Annotated in this window: 20 protein-coding genes; 8 read left to right on the top strand and 12 right to left on the bottom strand. The window is 70.4% G+C overall.

Annotation, left to right across the window (positions count from 1 at the left end; translation table 11 throughout):
* The first annotated feature begins 49 nt into the window (after window positions 1–49).
* A complete protein-coding gene (locus O4N75_RS16765; protein ID WP_269626598.1) occupies window positions 50–634 on the top strand; it encodes a TetR/AcrR family transcriptional regulator in 585 nt (194 codons plus the stop codon).
* Here the strand turns inward: O4N75_RS16765 and O4N75_RS16760 are convergent.
* From O4N75_RS16760 to O4N75_RS16750, 3 genes are all read right to left on the bottom strand, one after another.
* Entirely contained in the window at window positions 631–1,269 is a 639-nt protein-coding gene (locus O4N75_RS16760) for a histidine phosphatase family protein (protein WP_269626597.1), read from the bottom strand. The two genes, O4N75_RS16765 and O4N75_RS16760, sit on opposite strands and share 4 nt — an antisense overlap.
* A complete protein-coding gene (locus O4N75_RS16755) occupies window positions 1,266–1,652 on the bottom strand; it encodes a hypothetical protein (RefSeq protein WP_269626596.1) in 387 nt (128 codons plus the stop codon). The genes O4N75_RS16760 and O4N75_RS16755 overlap by 4 nt, the downstream gene beginning before the upstream one ends.
* 65 nt (window positions 1,653–1,717) lie before the next feature.
* Window positions 1,718–2,302, bottom strand: coding sequence for a TetR/AcrR family transcriptional regulator (locus O4N75_RS16750; protein ID WP_269626595.1), 585 nt, complete (start codon window positions 2,300–2,302; stop codon window positions 1,718–1,720).
* A 217-nt stretch (window positions 2,303–2,519) separates the two neighbouring features.
* On the opposite strand from O4N75_RS16750, the gene O4N75_RS16745 reads away from it, so the two are divergent.
* Window positions 2,520–7,262: an autotransporter outer membrane beta-barrel domain-containing protein gene (locus O4N75_RS16745; protein WP_269626594.1), complete on the top strand. Its 4,743-nt coding sequence runs from the start codon at window positions 2,520–2,522 to the stop codon at window positions 7,260–7,262.
* Between the two features lie 37 nt (window positions 7,263–7,299).
* Here O4N75_RS16745 and O4N75_RS16740 read toward each other — a convergent pair whose 3' ends face one another.
* The gene (locus O4N75_RS16740; protein WP_269626593.1) at window positions 7,300–7,614 is read right to left on the bottom strand and encodes an SMR family transporter; all 315 of its coding nucleotides are present in this window, start codon (window positions 7,612–7,614) and stop codon (window positions 7,300–7,302) included.
* Between the two features lie 212 nt (window positions 7,615–7,826).
* On the opposite strand from O4N75_RS16740, the gene O4N75_RS16735 reads away from it, so the two are divergent.
* Both O4N75_RS16735 and O4N75_RS16730 read left to right on the top strand, forming a co-directional pair.
* Window positions 7,827–8,435 carry a TetR/AcrR family transcriptional regulator gene (locus O4N75_RS16735; protein WP_269626592.1) on the top strand — a complete coding sequence of 203 codons (609 nt, stop codon included), beginning with the start codon at window positions 7,827–7,829 and terminating at the stop codon, window positions 8,433–8,435.
* A 69-nt stretch (window positions 8,436–8,504) separates the two neighbouring features.
* Window positions 8,505–10,211, top strand: a complete 1,707-nt coding sequence (locus tag O4N75_RS16730) for an arylsulfatase (protein WP_269626591.1) — start codon at window positions 8,505–8,507, stop codon at window positions 10,209–10,211.
* A gap of 87 nt (window positions 10,212–10,298) precedes the next feature.
* On the opposite strand, the gene O4N75_RS16725 is transcribed toward O4N75_RS16730, so the two are convergent.
* Window positions 10,299–12,614: a TonB-dependent receptor gene (locus tag O4N75_RS16725; protein ID WP_269626590.1), complete on the bottom strand. Its 2,316-nt coding sequence runs from the start codon at window positions 12,612–12,614 to the stop codon at window positions 10,299–10,301.
* Window positions 12,615–12,862: 248 nt separating this feature from the next.
* Between O4N75_RS16725 and O4N75_RS16720 the strand changes: the two genes are divergently transcribed.
* Window positions 12,863–13,678, top strand: a complete 816-nt coding sequence (locus tag O4N75_RS16720; protein ID WP_269626589.1) for a hypothetical protein — start codon at window positions 12,863–12,865, stop codon at window positions 13,676–13,678.
* 1 nt (window position 13,679) lies between these two features.
* Here the strand turns inward: O4N75_RS16720 and O4N75_RS16715 are convergent, their stop codons facing one another.
* On the bottom strand, window positions 13,680–14,861 hold the full coding sequence (locus O4N75_RS16715; protein WP_269626588.1) for a hypothetical protein: 1,182 nt from the start codon (window positions 14,859–14,861) through the stop codon (window positions 13,680–13,682).
* Window positions 14,862–15,025: 164 nt separating this feature from the next.
* Here O4N75_RS16715 and O4N75_RS16710 point away from each other — a divergent pair, with 164 nt between their 5' ends.
* Window positions 15,026–15,502 (top strand): VOC family protein, encoded by a 477-nt coding sequence (locus O4N75_RS16710; protein ID WP_269626587.1) that lies wholly within the window; start codon window positions 15,026–15,028, stop codon window positions 15,500–15,502.
* Window positions 15,503–15,657: 155 nt separating this feature from the next.
* Here the strand turns inward: O4N75_RS16710 and O4N75_RS16705 are convergent, their stop codons facing one another.
* Window positions 15,658–16,491, bottom strand: coding sequence for a phosphatase PAP2 family protein (locus O4N75_RS16705; protein WP_269626586.1), 834 nt, complete (start codon window positions 16,489–16,491; stop codon window positions 15,658–15,660).
* A 114-nt stretch (window positions 16,492–16,605) separates the two neighbouring features.
* Here O4N75_RS16705 and O4N75_RS16700 point away from each other — a divergent pair, with 114 nt between their 5' ends.
* Window positions 16,606–16,881: an acylphosphatase gene (locus O4N75_RS16700; RefSeq protein ID WP_269626585.1), complete on the top strand. Its 276-nt coding sequence runs from the start codon at window positions 16,606–16,608 to the stop codon at window positions 16,879–16,881.
* 35 nt (window positions 16,882–16,916) lie between these two features.
* On the opposite strand, the gene O4N75_RS16695 is transcribed toward O4N75_RS16700, so the two are convergent.
* From O4N75_RS16695 to O4N75_RS16675, 5 genes are all read right to left on the bottom strand, one after another.
* Complete coding sequence (locus O4N75_RS16695; RefSeq protein ID WP_267230469.1) at window positions 16,917–17,741, bottom strand: enoyl-CoA hydratase-related protein; 825 nt, start codon at window positions 17,739–17,741, stop codon at window positions 16,917–16,919.
* A gap of 68 nt (window positions 17,742–17,809) precedes the next feature.
* Window positions 17,810–17,998, bottom strand: a complete 189-nt coding sequence (locus O4N75_RS16690; protein WP_269626584.1) for a hypothetical protein — start codon at window positions 17,996–17,998, stop codon at window positions 17,810–17,812.
* Between the two features lie 193 nt (window positions 17,999–18,191).
* Window positions 18,192–18,635: a GNAT family N-acetyltransferase gene (locus O4N75_RS16685; protein ID WP_269626583.1), complete on the bottom strand. Its 444-nt coding sequence runs from the start codon at window positions 18,633–18,635 to the stop codon at window positions 18,192–18,194.
* Window positions 18,636–18,685: 50 nt separating this feature from the next.
* Complete coding sequence (locus O4N75_RS16680; protein ID WP_267230466.1) at window positions 18,686–19,156, bottom strand: SRPBCC family protein; 471 nt, start codon at window positions 19,154–19,156, stop codon at window positions 18,686–18,688.
* Window positions 19,157–19,222: 66 nt separating this feature from the next.
* Window positions 19,223–20,368, bottom strand: a complete 1,146-nt coding sequence (locus O4N75_RS16675; protein ID WP_269626582.1) for an aminotransferase class I/II-fold pyridoxal phosphate-dependent enzyme — start codon at window positions 20,366–20,368, stop codon at window positions 19,223–19,225.
* A 90-nt stretch (window positions 20,369–20,458) separates the two neighbouring features.
* On the opposite strand from O4N75_RS16675, the gene hdhA reads away from it, so the two are divergent.
* Window positions 20,459–21,232 (top strand): 7-alpha-hydroxysteroid dehydrogenase, encoded by a 774-nt coding sequence (gene hdhA / locus O4N75_RS16670; protein ID WP_269626581.1) that lies wholly within the window; start codon window positions 20,459–20,461, stop codon window positions 21,230–21,232.
* Window positions 21,233–21,268: the final 36 nt, after the last annotated feature.

The following is a 21,268-nucleotide window of genomic DNA, read 5'->3' as shown; positions in this document are numbered from 1 at the left end:
CATAGTTTGTGCTACCTCTGGCGACGGTCAGCCGTGAGGTCCGGAGCCGATGGGACATTCGCAAGCCGAGAAAGCCGAGAGCCGCGAGCGCATCCTCGATGCGGCCGCCGCGCGGATCCGGGCCGGCGGCCTGGACAATCTCAGCATCGACGCTTTGATGCAGCAGGCCAGCCTGACTCGCGGCGGCTTCTACGGCCACTTCCGGTCGCGTTCGGCGCTGACGCTGGCCGCGCTCGGGCGCGCGCTGGACGGCGCCTTCGCCAGCCAGCGAGCCGTCCAGCAGCGGGCCGGCGGAGGCTTCCGCAGCCTGGTCGCGCGCTATCTGAGCCGGGCGCACCGTGACGGGATCGGGCAGGGCTGCCCGATCGCCTCGCTGGCCGCCGACGTGGCGCGCTGCGACGATCCGCAGGTCCGCGCCCTGATGGCCGAGCGGCTGGAGGGCGTCTTCGAGCGCACCGCCCGGTCGATGGGCGAACCGGGCGGCAAGACCGATGCGGCGGTGGCGGCGTGGAGCACGATGCTCGGCGGCCTGTTGCTGGCGCGGGTCTTCGGTCCGGGCGCGCGCGGCGACGAGATCTTGGCCATCGCCCGCCAGGCCGCGCTCGCCCAGGAGCCGCCGCGCGACGCGGGCTAGCCGACGCCGGCCAGGTGGTCGGTGTCGCTGAGGCTCATCAGGTAGCGGTTGAACCAGCGGTCGTCCTCGCGCAGGTGGCTGATCGCGCCGGAGCTCGACCGGAAGTTCACCCAGCCGACCGACTCCAGCGGCATCCTGATCCAGGCGGCGATGGCGAAGGTCACCGCATAGCCATGGGTGACGACGACCTGGACCGGGCAGGGGCTGGCGGCGATCGCGTCCATGGCGCGGTAGATTCGGGTCGCGAACTGCCGCTTGGTCTCGGCCTCGACCAGGCCGTCACGGTGGTCGAGCCGGTTTCCGTCCTTCGGCGCGGCGACCGTGCGCGCCTCCAGCCAGGCGTCCGGCTTACCGCCGGCCTCGCCGTAACTGCGCTCGCGCAGGTCGGGCCAATGCACCGCCTCGACGCCCAGGGCCTGGGCGATGGGCGCGGCGGTCTGGGCGGTGCGGCGCAGGTCCGACGCATAGACCTCCACCGACGGCGCGCCGGCCAGCCGCTCGGCCAGCCGGCCGGCGATGGCCTGAGCCTGGCGATGGCCCTGTTCGGTCAGGTCGCTGTCGTACCAGCCGCCGACCAGGCCCTCGACATGGTGCTGCGCCTCACCGTGGACGACCAGATAGATGTCCTTGCTCATCGGGCCGCCCGCTCCCGCAGCACCGCCCTTGCCGAAAGGAGGGTCAGGATCAGCGGCACGCCCCACAGGAACAGCTTGAAGGCCACGACGACGCCCTGGTTGTCCTCCCAGGTTTCGCCGGTCAGCTGAGCCTCGAGCTGCTTCCAGAAGCTCGAGGACATCATGCCTGTGGCGTAAGCGGCGGCGACCAGCATCACCACCCAGCCGCTCGGCCGGCGCTGGGCGAGGAACACCGCCGCCCACAGCAGCAGGGCGCCGGCGACATAGTCCTCCAGCAGGGTGACCGGCGTAGTCAGCCAGGCTGAGAACCCGCGCCGCAACGTCTCCAGCAGCGGGAACAGCACGCCGAGCAGGGCGGCCGCAATGACGGCGAAACGGGACATGCGCGGCTTCCTCCTGTCATTTCATGCATCGTGCATGAAATGACGGCGACGTGCAACCGCGCCGCTCAGGGGCGGGCGGCCAGGCGGGCGATCATCGCCTCCAGGGCCTTGCGTGGGGCCGGATCGCCGGCGCTCTGGGCCAGGGCCGCCTGCACGCCGGCCCCCAGCAGCACCTCGGCGTAACCGGGGACTTCCTCTTCGCGCAGCAGCCCCTCGGACACCCAATGGCCGAGCGCGTGGTGCAGCAGCGGCTCGAAGGCGCCGCGCAGACCCGCGCGCCAGTCGTCCCAGCCGAGCACGGTCGGCGCCTCGACGAACAGCAGCCGCCGGCGCTGCGGATCCAGCGCCAGGTCCATGAACACCCCGACGCCCTCGCCCAGCTCGGCGACCGAGTGCGCGCGTTCCATGGTCCGGTCATAGAGATCGCGGGCGGTCTGCGTCAGGACATGCCGGAAGACCGCCGCGAACAGGCCGCGCTTGCCGCCGAACTGGTACTGGATCGCCCCGCGCGTCAGGTCCGCGCGACGGGCGATGGCGTCCTCGCTCAGGGCCTCGAAGCCTTGCTCGCCGAACGCCTCCAGCCCCGCCGCGATGAGGCTGGCGTGGGTGGCGTCCGACCAGCGGCGCGGCGCTCTATCCGACTTGGCCATCGTCCTGGAGATGGGGCCGCCGCGGCCCGCGAGTCAACGCGCTGGTTGGTGCGTGCAATTGTCACTCGGAATGCCACTTAAAATAGTCAACTATTGCGACCCCATATTATGCGTTAGTTCACGTTTCCGCACCGACAGTTCCCCCGCGCCGCGCTCCCGGTGGAGGCGTGCGTAGGCCCGCCAGTCCCCCCAGGCCGGCCGAAAGTGGGTGCAAGTCATGTCGCGTTCGTGCAGTTTCCCGCCCCGTCGCCGGCGCGGGCTTTGGGCTACGGCTTCGGTTCTGACGCTGGGCGTCGCCGCGCTCGCCCCTCATGCGGCCCAGGCCGCCAGCTTTACCGCCGGGACGGAGCAGCAGTTCAGGGACGCCCTGGCCGCCGCGGCCGCCAGTCCGGACGCGCAGTCCACGATCACCCTGACCGCTGGGTTTGCGGTCGCCGCGCCGGTCACGCTTCCGAACAAGAACATCCTCGTCGATCCGGCCGGCTTCACGGTCATCGGTCTGACCTTCATCGGCTCGGGCGGGAATTTCGTCGTCAACGGCGCTGGGGTTCTCCCGCTGGCCGGGTCCAGCAGCAGCGCGCTATTCAGCGTGATGGGCGGGCAGGTGCGGCTGGAAGGCGGCGCCAAGGTCACCGCCAGCGGCACAGCCTTCGTGAGCTCGGGGGGCACGCTGATTGTCGACGGCGTCGGCAGCCAGCTGACCGCCAATGCGCTCGAAGCGGCTAATGGCGGCGCGGCCACGATCCGGATTCGCAATGGCGGGGTCGTCCATGCCGTAAACACCGGACTCGGCCTGGCCCCTAACAACGTGCTCGACCTGACGGTCAGCGGCGTCGGTTCGAAGCTGATTTTCGACCAAGGCGCCAGCTTCGGCGCCATCAACGGAACGTCGAACGGGACCTGGACGATTTCAGACCGCGGCGGGGCCACCGTCGGACAGGGCCTCTTCGTCGGGGCGCAAGTCGCCGCCCAGGCGACGGCGCCGCGGCTGACAGTCACTGGCGCCGGCTCCACGCTGGGCCTGGGTACGCTGACTCTCTATCGCGGCGAGGTGAACGTCCGGGACGGCGGTGAGGTGACCACCGGCGCACTCAGCGTAGGCCCGCGGATCAACAACGGCTCGGCCACGCTGCTGGTCTCGGACGTCGGGTCACGGCTGGTTGCGACCGGCGCGGTGACGCTCGGCGCGAGCCCGGGCCAGGGCGTCGTCACCCTGGCCAACGGCGGCGTGCTGGAGGCGCCGGGCGCGTTCAACGCGGGCTCGGCGACGGCCGTCGGCGTCATCAACATCGGCGGGGGCGAGGGCGCCGCTGCGGCGGCGGCCGGCGTGCTCGACACCGCGAGCGTAACGCTCGGCGCGGCCGGCCGGCTCAATTTCAACCACACCGACCTCGATTACGAGTTCGACTCCGTGATCACCGGCGGCGGGGCCATCAAGGTCGCGGCTGGCACGACGCGCCTGACCGGCGACAACTCGGCGTTCACGGGGACGACCAACCTGATCGGCGGCAAGCTCAACGTCGGCGGCAAGCTGGGCGGGAACCTCGTCATTGCGGCTGGGGCGGCCCTGGGCGGCTCGGGCGCCATCGGCGGCGACGTGACGGTCACCGGCGGCACGATCGCACCGGGCGACAGCCCGGGGACCCTGACCATCGCCGGCGACCTGCTGCTCGATCCGGCCTCGACGCTCCAGATCGAATTCGGGGAATCGAACGTCGTCGGCGGGCCAATGAACGACCTGATCAAGGTCGGCGGCGACCTGCGGCTGGACGGGGTGGTCAATGTCTCGCTCACCGCCGGCGGCCTGTTCGATCCTGGCCTCTACCGGATCGCCTCCTATGGCGGGACGCTGGACAACCAGGGGCTGACCATCGGCACGACGCCGGCCGGCTCGACGGTCTCGTTGCAGACGGTGATCCCGGGCCAGGTCAATCTGGTCAACACCGGCGGCATGGCCGTCAACTTCTGGGACGGCGACGGTGCGGGCAGTTCGGGCAACGGCCGCGTCGATGGCGGCTCCGGCAGCTGGACGACCGCCGGGGTCAACTGGACGACCGGAACCGGCGCGGTGAACAACACCTACACCGCCAGCGATCTGCTGATCTTCGCCGGCGTCCCGGGCACGGTGAACGTCGGGTCGGTCACGACAGGCGGCGGCCTGCAATTCGCCGAGGACGGCTATCGCCTCACTGGTGGAACGATCACGCTGTCGGGCGCGGGGCGGACGATCCGCGTCGGCGACGGCACCGCGGACGGCAAGAACTACGTGGCGATCATCGACACGCCGCTGGTCGGCGCTAGCGGCGGCGTCACCAAGACCGATCTGGGGACGCTGATCCTCAACGGCGCCAACACCTATGGCTTCCTCACCAACGTCAACGCCGGGACCCTGCTGATCAACGGTTCGGTGGCGGGCGGCGGCTCGGCGTTGGTGGTCGGCGTCAACGGGACCATCGGCGGGACCGGCACGTCCCGTGGCGGGGTCATTAGCGGAACCCTGGCCCCGGGCGGGCTGAACGCGGCCGGGACGCTGACCTTCAACGGCCCGCTCACCCTCAACGCCAGCGCGACCCTGCGCTACCAGCTGGGCCAGGCCGGTACAGCGGGCGGAACGCTCAACGACCTGGCGGTGGTGAACGGCGCCCTGACCCTGAACGGCACGCTCCACGTGACGCAGAGCGCCGGCGGCAGCTTCCTTCAGGGCGTCTATCGGCTGTTCGACTACACCGGGATCCTGACCGACAACGTGCTCGACGTCGGGACCCTGCCGGCCGGCTTCACCGGAGTGGTCCAGACCTCGATCGCCAATCAAGTGAACCTGATCGCCTCGGGCGCCCCCCCCTCCAGCGGCGGCGGAACCACAACGCCGCCGCCGCCTCCGCCGGAGTTCACCTTCTGGGACGGCGACGGCGGCGCGGCGGGCGACGGGGCGATCAGCGGCGGCGATGGGACGTGGCGCGCGGGCGCCGGCAATTGGACGACGGCGAGCGGCGCCCAGAACGGCGCCTTCTCCAACCCCCGCTTCGCGATCTTCGCGGGGACAGGCGGCACGGTCACGGTGGACGGATCCGAGGGCGCCATCGACGTCACGGGTGTGCAGTTCGCCGCCAACGGCTACCGGCTGATCGGCGACGCCTTGACCCTCGGGGCCGGCGACAATGTCGTCCGGGTCGGCGACGGCACGAGCGAGGGCGCGCAGTTCGTCGCCGTCATCGCCGCCGAACTGACCGGCCGGGGCCGGCTCGACAAGGCCGACGGCGGCACGCTGATCCTGACTGGCGACAACAGCTATGCCGGCGGCACGCGGATCAGCGGCGGCGCGCTGCAGATCGGCGACGGCGGAGCCTCAGGATCGATCCGCGGCGACGTCGCCAATGACGGGACGCTGGTCTTCCGGCGCTCCGACGACGTCGCTTTCGCCGGCGTCGTCAGCGGTGCGGGGACCTTGGCGCAGCAGGGAGCTGGAACCCTCAGCCTGACCGGCGACAGCTCGGCCTTCGCCGGGGCTTCCGAAGTCCGGGCCGGAACCCTGGCCATCGACGGCAAGCTGGGCGGCATGACCAGCGTCCATTTCGGCGGGCGCCTGATCGGTGCGGGCCAACTCGGCGGACTGGTCAACCAAGCCGGCGGTGTGGTCGCGCCGGGCCGCGGCGGCGTCGGCGTGCTGACCCTGACCGGCGGCTATGTCGGGGCCGGAGGGGTGCTGGAGATGGACGCGACCCTGGCCGGTGACGGCGCGCCCGCCGACCTGCTGGTCGTGGGCGGGGCGGCCTCCGGCGTGACGCCGATCAAGATCAACCGCCTGGCCGGCGGGACCGGGGCGCTGACCGCGGACGGCATCCTGCTGGTGCAGGTGGACGGCGCGTCCGCCGCGGGCGCTTTCGCCCTGGCGGACGGCGACTATCGGCGCGGCGCCGAGAACGTGCTGGTGGCTGGCGCCTACGGCTACGTCCTGCGCCGCGACACCGAGGGCGGCGACTGGCGCCTGCGCTCCAACCTCGAACCGTCCGACCTGTCGGGCGCTGAGGCGCCGCTCTACCAGCCGGGGGTTCCGATCTACGAGGCCTATCCGCAGGCGCTGCAACTGCTGAACGGTCTGGGCGCCATGCGCGAGCGCACCGGCGCCCGGCAGTGGTCGGGCGAGGCGGGCGTCGGCGTCTGGGGCCGCCTGGACGGCGGCCGCACCCGCCTGAAGCCGGACGAGAGCACCACAGCGGCGAACCTCAAGGCCGACCGCTGGAAGCTGCAGTTCGGGGTCGAGCCGCTCGCGGCCGAAACCGGCGCGGGCGGGGTGATCATCGCCGGCCTGACCGGCTATCTCGGCGGGGCCAAGACCAAGGTCGGCTCGCCCTATGGCGGCGGCGACATCGACACCAAGGGCTATGGCCTCGGCGCTAACCTCACCTGGATGGCGGCCGGCGGCGGCTATCTCGACGCCCAGCTGCAGGCCAGCTGGTTCGACAGCGACCTCAGCTCCAGCCAGCTCGGAACCCGCGCCGACGGCGTCTCGGGCGAGGGCCTGGCCGCAGCGCTGGAGGCCGGCCACGGGTTCGCCGTCGGCGGCCTGCGCCTGACGCCGCAGGCGCAGGTCAGCTACGCCAAGGTCGACTTTGACAGCTTCACCGACGGCTTCGGCGCGGTGGTGGCCAATGACACGTCCGAGAGCCTGATCGCACGGGCGGGTCTGGGCGTCGACTACGCCCTGGCGTCCGGCGGCGGCCTCTATGCGGTGGTCGACGTCAGCCACGAGTTCCTCGACGGAACCGCGGTCGACGTCTCCGGCGCGCCGGTGGTCAGCCGTCTTGCTCGGACCTGGGCCGGTCTGGCGGCGGGCGGGACCTACGCCTGGGGCGGGGGCCGCTACACGCTCTACGGCGAGGTCTCGGGCGACACCTCGCTCTCGACCTTCGGCGACAGCTACGACTTCGCCGGGACCGCGGGCTTCCGCGTCCGGTTCTAGGGCGGCGGGGCGCGCCTGCGCGGCGCGCCCCTCACGCTCAGGCGGCGAGCTTGGTTCCGATGACGCCGACGACGATCAGGGCCATGAAGCCGATCTGCACGCCCGACAGCTTCTCGCCGAACAGCAGCGCCCCGCAGATCCCGACTCCGACCGCGCCCAGGCCGGTCCACACCGCATAGGCGGTCCCCGCCGGCAGGCCGCGCATGGCCCAGGCCAGCAGGCCCATGTTCACGAAGCTCAGTGCGATCGGCACGGCGGCGGCCTGCCAAGTGGCCTGTACGCCAGCCCATTTGAGGCTGAGCGCCCAGATGATTTCAGTCACGACGGCGACGCCGAGGACGAGCCACGCCATGGGATGTCTCCTGCATGCGGGCTCGGGGGAGAGGCGGCGGCCGGAAACCCGAAAGAGGCCGCTACGCCAGACCGCTCGTACAGAAAATCTCCGGCGCGGCCAAGGACTTGTCGCCCGCGGGGGTTGACGGGCGGGGGCGGCCCGGGCCTCTAGGCTTGAGCGCCGACCCGGTCCGCCGGTCGCGGATTCGGCGCGGGGAGACATCCAAGGTCATGAGTTCGACCGAGGCCAAGACAGCAGAACCGCCGCGCCGGGGAAGGGGCCGCCCGCGCGACAGCGGCCTGCAGGAACGCATCAAGGCCGCCGCGCTGCTGGTGCTGGCGCGGCACGGCTATTCGGGCATGACCCTCGAACGCGTCTGCGCCGAGGCTGGGGTCACCAAGGCGACCTTCTACCGCCGCTGGGACACTCCCACCGCCTGCGTCATGGAGGCGTTCCTCGAGGTCTGGAGCGAGGCCGAGTTCAAGGACACCGGCGCGCCCGCGGCGGACCTGGAGGCCTTCGCCCACAAGCTCATCGAGCTTTACGGCCACTCTCACTTGGGCGCCTGTTCGGTGGCGCTGCAGACCGAAGCCCGCGTGAACCGCGAGATCGCCGCGCCGCTGTTCGCTGGGACCAAGGGGCGCCGCAGCCGCAACACCGGCGCGCTGGCCCAGGCTCTGGAGCGGATGAACCCGCCGCCGGCGCTGCCGGCCGCGGTGATCCTCAACGCGCTGAACGGCGTCGCGCGCAACACCCATACGCTGAACTGGCCGGTCAGCGACGAGGATCTGCGCACTCTGATCCAGAGCCTGCTGACGCCGCCTGGCCCGGCTCGCTGAATTACGATACTATAAAGTTGACATAATATCGGCGCGGGTCGAAACCGAAGCGGAACCTCGGAGTCCGCTATGATCCAACGCCGCGTCCTGCTCACCTCCCTGCTGGCCTCGACCGCCCTGGCGCGCGGCGCGACGGCGGCGACGCGCAAGCCGGCGCCGGGCGCGCGGCCCAACATCATCACCATCGTCCTCGACGACGTCGGCTTCTCGGACCTGGGCTGCTTCGGGGCGGAGATCCGCACCCCGCACATTGACGCCCTGGCCGCCCGCGGCCTGCGCTACAATCGGTTCGACACCAAGGCGGTGTGCTCGACTACGCGGGCGGCGATGATCACCGGCCGCAACGGCCATACGGTCAACATGCCGGACGTGCCGGACGTCGCGGCGGTGATGCCGAGCGCCTTCCCGAAGGACGCCTTCGATGTCCCGAAGAACGCCCAGAACATGGCCCAGGCCCTGAAGGGCGTGGGCTACGCCAACTGGCTGGTGGGCAAGTGGCACCTGATCCCGATGAGCCAGCTGGGCGAGACGGCGGGCCGCGAGTCCTGGCCGCTGCAACGCGGGTTCGACTACTTCTATGGCTTCGCGCGCGGCTGGACCGACCAGTACAAGCCCGACCTGGTCGAGAACAACGGCTACATCCACCCGACCCTGCCGGCCGACTATCACCTGTCCAGCGACCTGGTGGACAAGTCGATCGCCCTGATCGGCGAGCACCAGGGCAAGGCGCCGGACCAGCCGTTCTTCCTCAATCTCGGGCTCGGCGTCGCCCACGCGCCGCTGCAGGTCCCCGCCCGCTACGCCGACGCCTACAAGGGCGTCTACGACAAGGGCTGGGACGAAATCCGCCGCGAGCGGTTCGAACGCATGAAGGCTATCGGCATCATCCCGGCCGACACCGTCCTGCCGCCGGGGGCCGAGGGCGACCGCCCCTGGGCCGAGCTCAGCGAGGACGAGCGGGCGGTCTATGCCCGCTACATGGAGGTCTATGCCGGCTTCATGCAGCACGCCGACGAGCAGATCGGCCGGCTTCTGGCCTATCTTGAGGCCTCCGGTCTCAGCCGCAACACCATCGTCGTGCTGCTGTCCGACAATGGCGCGGCGCCCGAGGCGGGGCAGACCGGATCGTTCGACGGGCTCTATCGCCCGAACACCCTGACGCCGGCCCAGCAGCGCGCGCGGCTGGACGAGCTGGGCACGGTCAAGACCCAGGCCGAGTATCCGCGCCCCTGGGCGATGGCCGGGGTGACCCCGTTCCGCCGCTACAAGCTCTGGCCGCATCTGGGCGGCGTGCGCACGCCGCTGATCGTCTCCTGGCCGGCGGTGATCAAGGACGGCGGGGCGGTGCGCAGCCAGTACGTCGACGTGGTCGACATCGCCCCGACCCTGCTGGCGGCCGCCGGGACCAGGTTCGCCGACACCGTCGACGGCCAGCGCCAGCTGCCGGTCGCCGGCCGTTCGTTCGCCGCCACTTTCGCCGACCCGAAGGCCGCGCCGGCGCGCACGACCCAGTATTTCGAGCTGCGCGGCAACCGGGCGATCACTAACGGCGGCTGGCGGGCGGTGGCCCTGCACAAGTGCGACGAGGGCCAGGATCGCTGGGAGCTCTACAACACCGACGTCGACTTCGCCGAGTCGGTCGACCTGGCCGCGCGTCACCCGCAGGAACTGGCGCGCCTGAAGCGCCTCTGGGACCAGGAGTGGGGTAAGTACGGCTCCGGACCGCAGCCTTCGACCGATCTGGTCTGCCGCTTCGCCCGCTACTTCGAGAACTAGGGTACGAAAAAGGGCGCCGCGATCGCGGCGCCCTTTCTCCTTGGCCTCGTGATGGGAGCGGCCCGCCGAAGCGGGCCGCGTCCGGCCTTAGAAGTGCACACGGGCCTCGATCCCGACGCGGCGGAACGCGTCCTGGGTCAGGCTCTGGGTGTAGCCGGCGCCGGTGGCGTTGGTGTCCAGGAAGCCGGTGCCGATGCCGGAATAGAACTGCTCGTCCAGCAGGTTGCGCGCGAAGACGGTGACGCCGTAGCGGCCGTCGTTGCTCTGCAGCCCGACGTTCAGGTTCAGCAGGCCGTAGCCGGGCTGGATCGTGTTCGGGTCGCGGAAGGTGAAGAACACCGACGAGCGGTAGCTGTAGGAGACGTCGGCGGTCAGGTCGAACGGGATCGATTCCAGCGGCCGGTTGTAGCTGGCGCCCAGGGTGTAGGACCACATCGGCGCGTTGGTCAGCGCGCTGCCGGTGACCTCCTGGCGGCCGCCGACGCAGCCCAGCGCCGCGGTCTGGCCCGGGTAGCAGGCCGGGGCGAAGTCCTCGATGCGGGTGTCGGCATAGGCGACGTTGGCCGAGAACTGGAACGCCTGGTTCGGGCGGTACTGGGTCTCCAGCTCCACCCCGCGCGAGCGCAGTTCGCCGGCGTTGGCGAGCGCGAAGCTAGTGGTGTTCGCGTCGAAGGTCTGGGCCTGGAAGTTCTCGATCTCGGTCTGGAACAGCGTGATGTTGAAGATCATCCGGCGGTCGAACGGCGTCGTGCGCAGGCCGATCTCGTAGTTGTTCACCGTTTCCGGGGCGAGGACGTACTTGCCCGAATTGACCGTGGCGGCGCTGAGGTTGTTCAGCAGGTTGATCGCCTGGCCCTTGTAGCCGCGCGAGTAGGTCGCATAGGCCATGACGTCGTCGCTGACCTCGTACTGGACGCCGAGCTTGCCCGAGACGTCGTCGTCCTTGGCGTTCAGATGCGGCGCGTCGAGGGGCGGGCCGCCCAGGCTCGGGACCGCGGCCCGGGCGCCGGCCGGAACGGTGCGCAGGAAGCGGGCCTTCAGCTCTTCGTTGGTGTAGCGCAGGCCGCCGATCAGCCGCAGCTGGTCGGTGACGTTGAAGGTCGCCTGGCCGAACACCGCGTAGTTGCGGGTGCTGATCGCCCGATCGATGAAGTTCTGGAAGTACTGCCCGGCCGGCAGCACCTGGCCGAAGTTGCCGAGGATCTCCGTCGTCGTGGAGACGTCCTGGTCGAAGTAGAACAGACCGGCCACATACTCCAGCCGCTGGCCGGCCGGCGAGGTGATGCGCAGTTCCTGGCTGAACTGGTTCTGCTTCTGGTGGGCGCTGTTGATGTTCAGCATCGCCAGCGGGCCGCCGTCGGCGTCGTTGTTGTCCTCGACCTCGAACGCCCGATAGGCGGTGATCGAGGTCAGGGTGAAGGGCTCGAACTCCTTGTTCATCTCGACCGAGGCGCCCCAGGTGCTCTGGTCGTTGAACGCCTTGCCGTCGAAATTGGCCTCGCGGCTGTAGGGGCCGACCTCGACGCCGGTGAACAGCGAGGCGCGGGTCGGGCCGGTCGGGCCGAAATAGCGGGTGGTCGGCAGGATCGAGCGCACCGTGCTGACGCAGCAGTCCTGGTCGGCGCGGGTGTAGTCGAGCGTAGCGAAGAGGTCGAAGCTGTCGTCCGGGCTCCAGACCAGCTTGCCGCGCACGCCGTAGGAATTCAGGCCGTTGTACTTCTTGCCGTCGAACCGGTTGGTGATGATGCCTTCGGATTCATTGTAGAAACCGGAGATCCGGGCGGCCAGCTCGCCGCTCTTGATCGGCAGTGAGACTGATCCCTTGGCGCGGACCTCGTCGAAGGTGGCGTAGCTGATCGAGGCGTCGGCCTCGAACTCGCTGAGGTTCGGACGGGCGGTGACGATGTTGATCACCCCGGCCGCGGCGTTCTTGCCGAACAGCATGCCCTGCGGCCCGCGCAGCACTTCGATCCGCTCGACGTCGTTGAAGTCGAAGAACGAGCCGGCGCTGCGGCCGATGACGACGCCGTCCAGCACCACCGAGACGGTCGGCTCCACGCCGTCCGAGAAGTTGAGGGTGCCGAGGCCGCGCACCGACAGGCCCTGGCCGCGGGTGTTGGCCGAGGGCGTGAAGGTCAGCGATGGCGACAGCTGCTGCAATTGCTGCAGGCCCGAGACATGGCTGTCAGCCAGCGCCTGGGCGGAGACCACGTTCACCGAGACCGGCACGTCCTGCAGGCGCTCGGTGCGCTTCTGGGCGGTGACGACCACCTCGCCGAGCAGGGTGTCGGGCTCCTGGGCCGCGGCGGCGGAGGCCGAGCCGAGCACAGCGGCGGCCGCGGCGCCGGCCAGCAGCGCGCGCTTGGTGAACGCGGACGACCGCGTGAAGGCAGTGTGGAACATGCTTCCCCCTTGATGTGCGCCGACCGTGGCGGCGTCTGCGCGCGTCGGCGGGCGTCGCCGCAACGGCGTTGCGCGGCGGAGATTTCTCCTCACGGCTCAATTATGTCAACTTGAAAGTATCGTAATTATCGAGGCCGGGCGGTTTGCGGCGCGGGCGCGGGGCGGCTAACAGGCGGGCCGAGGGTGCGAGTCGCCGCATTCTCGACATCCTTCGCCGCTTCCTTCGCCGGCTCATGTGGACTTCGCCGATGCGTCAGCTGTTCGCCGCGGTGGTCGCCGTCGCGGTGCTCGCGGCCGGCGCCGCGCAGGCCCAGAATTCTCCCGCCGCCCAGAGGGTCCTCGACCAGGCGCGCGCGGCCTCCGGCGGGGCGGCCGCCTGGAACATGCTGCGCGGCGTGCACGAGGTGGGCGCGGAGGGCGGCAAGCCGATCGAACGCTGGGCCGATCCCCTGCGCTACGGATTGCGGGAAGAAACCCTGACCGACGGCGGGACCAGGCTGATCCAGGGCTACAACGGCGCGGCCGAGTGGCGGGTCCTGGCCAGCGGCGCGGCTACGGGGTCCGATCGCGGACCGTATCTGGCCAAGGTCCGGGGCGAGGCGTTCTTCGCCGGGTACGGCTACTTCTATCCGAGCCGCTTCGACCTGCGCAGTTCGCACGAAGGGGTGCGCCAGCACCAGGGGCGCAGCTACGAGGTGCTGCGGGTGCAGCCGGCGGGCGGCGCGCCGCGCGACCTCTGGTTCGACGCGCGCAGCCGCCTGCTCGGCCGGATGGTCGAGCATGACGGCCAGGGGCCGCCGACGACCTACGAGATCTCCGACTATCGCCGCGTGGGCGCGGTGATGATCCCGTTCCGGGTGGCGATGTCCGGCGGCGGTCTGGCCGCGCCGCGCGAACGGGTGCTGTCGAAAGTCGACTTCCTGCCGGTCGATCGGGCGATGTTCAGCCTGCCGCCGCCTGCGCCGCCCACAGCCGAGCCCGTCGCCCCGCCGGTAGCGGCCCCGCCGCCGCCGCCGGTCAAGCCCAAGCCCAGACCGGCCTGGCGCCGCTGGCTCGACCGCTAGGTTAGAACAGCAACGCCTTCAGTTCCCCGATCACCGCCTCGGTGGGCATGGACAGGAACATCGCCGGCACGAAGGGGGCGAGGGTAGCGGCCACCAGCATGATCAGGCTGCGCGGGTCGACCGGAATGAAGCGCATGGCGTAGACGTTGCCGACCACCTGATAGAGGTCGGTGGCGGCCGAGAAGTCCGGTTCCGCCAGCATCGGCCGCTCGGATCCGCCGAACCAGTTGCGCTCGAACTGCACGCCCATGTCGCTGGCCAGAACGCCGTATTCCAGCGCCCCCTGCCGCCAGGACTGCATCAGCGGGCGCATGAAGAACAGCAACGGCCCGACCGCCAGCGCCAGCGTCAGCACCGTCACGCCGCCGACCAGCAGCAGGTTGGTGAACGGCGTGGCCAGATCGTGCCGATAGACGTATCCGAAGCGGCCGGCGACGATGGCGCCCAGGCCCGTGCCGACGATGCAAAAGGCCCGGACCGACTGCGCCAGGAAGCCGAGCCCGCCGGCCTGGTCGGGATGTGCGGCCACCAGCCTCAGGTCCAGGCGCGAGACGGTGCGCAGGAACCAGGCCCAGTTGGCGATCCGCCAGACCCAGCCCAGCAGCAGCGCCATCAACAGCGGCGCGCTGACCACGCCGTGCCACCAGCCGGCCGCCGACAGCCCGGCGCCGTTCGCCGCGACCTGCCACTCGGCCTGGCGAAGGATCTGCGGCTCGAGCGTCACCAGGGAGGCGACCTGGGCGTAGACGACGATGACCACCACCGCCTCGGCCCACAGCGAGTGGACGCGGCGGCGGGTGGCTTCCAGCGCCTCGCGCACCCGCCGCTGGTCGGCCTCGTCGAGCAGGCCCGAGACCTGGAAGTGATAGGCGATGCGGCCGAGCCGCCGGGCGCAGACGACGTGGCTCAGCACCAGCAGCGGGGCGGCGATCGCGTAGCGCGCGTGAACCCCGATGTCCTCGACGAAGCTGTAGAGGACCCTGGGCCGGCCCAACACGATGTCGATGGCGACCAGCACGGCCAGCGGGATCCAGGCGATCGCGAAGGTCAGCACGGTGCGGACGGCGGCGTTGGGCGCGATCGGCGAGGGCAGGCGCGCCAGGGCGGTCAGCCGCCGCGGCGGGCCGCCTTCGAATATCGCTTCGACGCCGATCATCGGCGGGAGGGCAGCCTGGTGGACCACGGGGCGGCGTCCTTTCGCCCGCAAGCTTGGGCAAGCGGCCGCGGCCGCGGCAATCGGGTCTTCTACCGATGTCGGATCCGGCCTTGCTGGTTCGTCCTTGGCCCGAGGTCCCGCTGGTGGGCTCGATCGCGGGTGCGGCGCGCCGCCCCGGTGAGGAGGACGACATGCACAAGATACATCCGTTCCTGTGGTTCGACGGCCAGGCCCACGAGGCGGCCGAGCTCTATGTCTCGCTGTTCCCGAATTCGAAGATCGGCAAGGTGACGCGCTATCCGCCCGGCTCGCCCGGCGGCATGGACGGACAGGTGATGACCGTCGAGTTCGAACTCGACGGCCAGCGGTTCACCGCCCTCAACGGCGGGCCGCACTTCAAGTTCACCGAGGCGGTGTCGTTCGTGATCGACTGCGAGGACCAGGCCGAGGTCGACCGCTACTGGGACGGGCTGATCGCCGGCGGCGGTTCCCCCAGCCAGTGCGCCTGGCTGAAGGACCGCTTTGGCCTGTCATGGCAGGTGGTGCCCAAGGCGCTGCCGCGGCTGATGAGCGATCCCGACCCGGCCAAGGCCGGGCGCGTGGTCCAGGCCATGCTGAAGATGAGCAAGATCATCGTCGCCGACCTGGAAGCCGCCCACGCCGGGTAGGGCGAGCCCTCCGTGTCACCCCGGATTGCGCAGCAAGTCCGGGATCCATGAACACCTGATCGGCCAGAGATGGCCCGGCCTCGCCCCATCTTCCGGGCGCGGCGCGAATGGATCCCGGACAAGCCCTCAAGGGCTTTCCGGGATGACAAAGCGCGCTAGCCGTTCGCCAGGGCCGCGGTCTCGGCGGCGCAGTCGCGGGTCGGCAGCTGGCCGGCGGCGCGGGCGGCGGCGATCTCGGCCTTGGCCGCCTCCAGATCCGCCTTGAAGTCGGCGTTGTCATGCAGCTTGGCGACGGTGGCCGCGCCCATCATCCGGCCCTCCTCGGTGTCGCTCAGCCAATGGACGTTGCAGACCACCCGGCTCTGGGTGAAGGCGCGGCCGCGATGCAGCAGCTCGGTGGCGCGGTCGGGCGCGGCCTCGGCCAGGATCAGCGCCCAGCCCCAGCCGATGGCGCTGTGCCCGGAGGGATAGGAGCCGTCCTTGCGCAGTTCGGCCTCGTCTTGCGGCGTGCACATCGGCGTGTTGTTGACCATGAACGGCCGTTGGCGCTGGAACTTGGTCTTGGTCGGATAGGTCGACAGCCCGGTGTCGACGAGCGTGCGGCGCAGCATGGTGTAGAGCCGCGGCGTGGTTTCGGCGCTGACCTTCACGCCCAGCGCGCAGGAAAAGGTCTCGGCCGCGGCCGGGAATTTCAGTTCGGCGTCCTGCACGGCCACCGACCAGCGCGGGCCGCCGTTCAGGTCGACGGCCGCCTTGGCCGCGGCGTCGTCGCGCGCCTGGGCGGGCGAGCCGGCGGCCGGCGGGCCGGGGAGGATGGCCAGGCTGTTGGGCGCGCCGCCCATCGGCAGGTAGCCGGCCAGGTAGCCGGGGCGGATCTCGGGGATAGGCTTAGGCTCGGCCTTGGCCTGCATCTGCGGCGCCTGGCCGCCCGGCGCTGCGCAGCTCGCCACCATCGCCGCAATGGCGAACACCCATGCCTGCCTGACCATCGTCCTCTCCCTCGTCTTCGATTCCGCACAGCCTAGGCGGGTGACGATATGTCGGCAAATCGGACGGGACCCGCATGTCATGACATTCGCCTGCTGCAGGCGCATGCTGGGCGCATGGAGCGGCGTGCGTTCAGACTGCGCATCACCGGACAGGTGCAGGGCGTCGGCTATCGTTGGTGGGCCGAGCGTCAGGCGCGCTCGCTCGCGCTCGACGGCTGGGTGCGTAATTGCCCCGACGGCTCGGTCGAGCTGCTCGCGATCGGCGACGAGGTCGCGCTGGAGCGGATGGCTGAGGCGTGCCGCGGCGGTCCGCCCGCCGCCTCGGTCTCCGACGTGCAGGCCCTGGCGGCGGACGACGACGGCAGCGTCGGGTTCGCCGCTCGCAGCTAGGTCGGCCCGGCCGGCGCCGGGCCGATGGCGAGCCTCTAGCGGCCCTGGAAGTCGGCCGGGCGCTTTTCGAGGAAGGAGGTCATGCCCTCCTTGAAGTCCTGGGTGCGGATCAGCTGCAGGAACTGCAGATAGACGTGGTGGACGTGGTCGTTGAACGTCTCCGACAGGCCCATCCGCATCAGCCGCTTGGCCGACTGCACCGCCAGCGGCGCGTTGGCCGCCATCTCCAGGGCGATCTCGCGGGTCTTGGCGGCCAGCTCGGCGTCGGGGACCACGTGGTTGACCAGGCCGAGCTCCAGGCTCTCCTTGGCCGACAGCGTGCGGCCGGTGAAGATCAGCTCGGCGGCCTTGGCCCAGCCCAGCAGCCGCGGCAGGATCCAGGTGCCGCCGCTTTCCGGCACCACGCCGCGCTTGACGAAGGCCGCGGCCATCTTGGCGCTCTCGCCGGCGATGCGGATGTCGCAGCCCATGGCGGTGTCCATGCCGTAGCCGGCGGCCGAGCCGTTGAGCGCGCAGATCGTCGGCTTGTCCATGGCGAACAGGACGGTCGGCGGGGTGTTGCGCAGGTCGAGGTTCACCGAGATCGTGGAGACCTGCTTGTCCGAGCCGATGCCCGATCCCTGGGTGGCGTCGACCAGGTCGAGCCCGGCGCAGAAGGCGCGGCCGGTTCCGGTCAGCACGATGACCCGCACGGCGGGGTCCTCGTTGGCCTTGATCAGCAGCTGGGTCAGGCGGGCCAGCATCGGCCCGGAAATGGTGTTCAGCCGCTCGGGCCGATTGAGCGTGAGGGTGGCGATCCCCTCGGCCACCTCATAGAGGACTTCTTCCGACTTCTGGACCGTTTCCACCGCAGCGCTCATTGTCGCTTCCCTTTATGACGTAAATTAATCCGGGCAGCCTATGCCCGGGTCCAGGGGGCGGCAAGGGCCTAGACGTCGCGCCGACGTGCTGTCCAGAGCAGCCAGAGGCCGAAGATGATTGCGATCTGGCAGAGGGCGGCCAGCGCCGCGCCCATGGCCAGGCCGACGGTCATCATCGCCCGGTCGCAGGCCTGCGAACCGCAGTTGAACACGACGATCTGGCCGATGAGGCCAGCTAGGCCGATCAGGGCGAGCAATGCGCCCGCCGCCGCCCGCCCTGGCGACAGGCGAAGCGGCGGGGGAGCGCCTGGCGGCGGAACGGGGGAGGACCGCCGCGGACCGAGCAAGCGCTGCGACGCCTTCAGAGGGTGGGACAGAAGCGCCATAGCGACCTCCTGGTCACTGCAACGCTCAAATAGGGGCGATGGATGCAGTCGGCCTTGATCGCCGTCAAAGCGGCGCGGCGCGGTCCTTGCGCATGCGCCAGACCTCGTGGTCTCCGCTGGCGAAGGCGATGGTCTTGAGCCCCTCGACCACGAAGCCGAGCCGCTCGTAGAAGCGCCGGGCGTTCGGATTGACCGTGAACACCGAGAGCGTCAGCGGACCGTGGGTTTGCGCCTCGGCCCAGGCCATCATCAGGCCGCCGACGCCCTGGCCCTGGGCCGCCGGCGCGACGAACACGTTGGAGACGTGGGCGCCGACCAGCTCGATGAAGCCGACCACCTCGCCGCCGATCACGGCGACCGCGCGCTGGTCGGCCGGCTCCAGCGGCTCGTGCGGGCCGAACGCCTGCGGCGGCATGTGCGCGCCATAGGAGGTGAGGGCGGCCGCCGCGGCGATGGCCTGACAGGCCGGGCGGTCGGCCTCTGCGAAGGGACGGATCTGGACGCTCATCTGTGATCCGACTTTGGGCGATGAGCCGGCCGGCGCCTAGAGCTGTCGGCCTAGAGAGCGCGGGCCACCTCGACCAATTGATCCAGGCAGATCCCCCAGCCCTCGTGGAAACCCATCTGCTCGTGGGCTTGCTTGTCTTCGACGCTCCAGTGGCGGGCGGTCGCGGTGTAGCGGGTCTGGCCGCCGCCCAGGTCCTCGAAGCTGATGGTCCCGACGAAGAACGGCTTGTCCGAAGGCGTCCAGGCCTCGGTGAAGGCGTCGGTGAAGACGATCTTCCTGCCCGGCTCGACGTCGAGATAGACGCCGCGATTGGGATATTCGTTACCGTCCGGGTCCTTCATGACCACGAAGCTGGTTCCGCCGGGGCGCACGTCGGTCTCGGCGACCGGGACGGTGAACGGCTTGGGGGCGAACCACTGCTTCATCAGCTCCGGCTCGGTCCACCCGCGGTACAGCTTGTCGGCGGGAACGTCGACGATGCGGGTCAGGACGAGTTCGCGGTCGGCGGCGGTGTCGGTCATGTCGATCTCCTTGGGTCTGCCCCTAGGACGCGGCAGGTTCGCGGGGGCCGACAGCCGCGCTGGATTTTATTCCGCGCTCGCCGCGGCCTGGGCGGCGAACCAGGGCTCCAGCCGCGAGATCGCCTCCTTGATCTCCGGCGTCGAGACCGCGAACGACATGCGGATGAAGTGGCGGCCCTCGACCGGATCGAAGTCGACGCCGGGGGCGGTGGCGACCCCGGTGTCCTGCAGCAGCCGCTGGCAGAAGCTGAGGCTGTCGTCGGTCAGGTGCGCGACGTCGGCATAGATGTAGAAGGCGCCGTCCGGCGGGGCGATGGCCGACAGGCCCAGCCGCGGCAGCGCCTCCAGCAGCAGGGCGCGGTTGGCGCGATAGACCTCGATGTGGCCTTCCAGCTCGTCCTCGCAGTCCATCGCCGCCAGCGCGGCGTGCTGGGCCAGCGACGGCGGGGTCAGGAACAGCGCGCCCATATAGGCGATCGCCGCCTTCACGTGCTCGGGCGGCGAGAGCAGCCAGCCCAGCCGCCAGCCGGCCATGCTGAAGTATTTGGAGAACGAGTTGACCACCAGGGCGTTCGGCTCGAACTCCAGCATCGAGCGCGCCGGCTCGACGTAGCTCAGGCCGTGATAGATCTCGTCCGAGACGATCTTGATGTTCCGCTCGCGGCAGATCTTGGCGATGGCCTCGAGCTCGTCGGCGGGGATGATGGTGCCGGTCGGATTGGCCGGGCTGGCGATGATCACGCCGGCCGGCGGCGGATCCAGGGCGGCGATGCGCTCGGCGCTCAGCTGGTAGCGCTCGTTGGCGCCGCAGGCCAGCTCCACCGGCTCGATGTGCAGCGCCTTGAGCGTGTTGCGATAGGCGACGTAGCCAGGCCGCGCCAGGGCGACGCGGTCGCCGGGACTGAACGACGAGGCCAGTGCCAGAACCAGCGCCGGCGAGGCGCCGCAGGTCAGGGTGATGCGGTTCGGCGCGACCTCGACGCCGTACTTTTCCAGATAGTGGCGCGCGATGCGGGCCTTCAGCGCCGGGCTTTCCCAATAGCCCATCGGGTCGCTGTCGAGCACCTTGTGGGCGGCCTCGATCGCCGCCTTCGGCGCGCCGGTGGAGGGCTGGCCGAACTCCATGTGGATCACCGAACGGCCCTCGGACTTCAGCCGATGGGCCAGGCCGCTGACGGAAATGGCGTGGAACGGATCGATGCGCAGGGACATGCCGATGCTCTGGCGCAGGCACGCGGCCAAATCAAGGAGCCCGCCGATCAAGCCGCGCGTTAGCTCATCTGGCGACGTAGGGAGGTCAGGATGGCGGAAGGGATCGAAGGGCTGCTGGCGCTGGACGGACAGGTGACGATCGTTACCGGCGCCGGGGCGGGCATCGGCCGGGCGATCGCCGAGCGGTTCGCGCAGGCCGGCTCGGCGGTGGTGGTCAGCGACCGCGACGAAGCCGCCGCGCAGGCGCTGGCGGACGGACTGGCGAACGCGGGGCGCGAGGCGCTGGCCGTGGGTTGCGACGTCACCCGCGACGAGGACCTGGAACGCCTGGTCGACCTGGCGCTGCAGCGGTTCGGGCGGTTGACGATCCTGGTCAACAACGCCGGCGGCGGCGGGCCCAAGCCGTTCGACATGCCGATGGCCGACTTCGTGCGCGCGTTTCAGCTCAACGTGTTCTCGGGCTTCCGGCTCTGCCAGCTGTGCGCGCCGCACATGGCCGCGGCCGGCGGCGGCGCGGTTCTCAACATCTCGTCGATGGCGGGCGAGAACCGCAACGTGCGGATGGCCTCCTACGGATCGTCGAAGGCCGCGGCCAACCACCTGACCCGCAACCTCGCCTTCGACCTCGGGCCGATGGGGATCCGGGTGAACGCCATCGCGCCGGGGGCGATCAAGACCGGCGCCCTGGCGAGCGTGCTGACACCGGAGACGGAACGGGCGATGCTGCGCCACACGCCGCTGGGGCGCCTTGGCGCGCCGGAGGACATCGCCAATGCGGCGCTGTTCCTCTGTTCGCCTGCCGCCGCCTGGATCAGCGGCCAGGTGCTGACGGTCAGCGGCGGCGGAGTGCAGGAACTCGACTAGACGGCGATGACGCCGCGGCTGGAGGGGAGACAGGGA

The organism is Phenylobacterium sp. NIBR 498073 (assembly GCF_027286305.1).
Taxonomy (GTDB): Bacteria; Pseudomonadota; Alphaproteobacteria; order Caulobacterales; family Caulobacteraceae; genus Phenylobacterium.
This window is presented reverse-complemented; position numbering and strand designations above follow the sequence as displayed.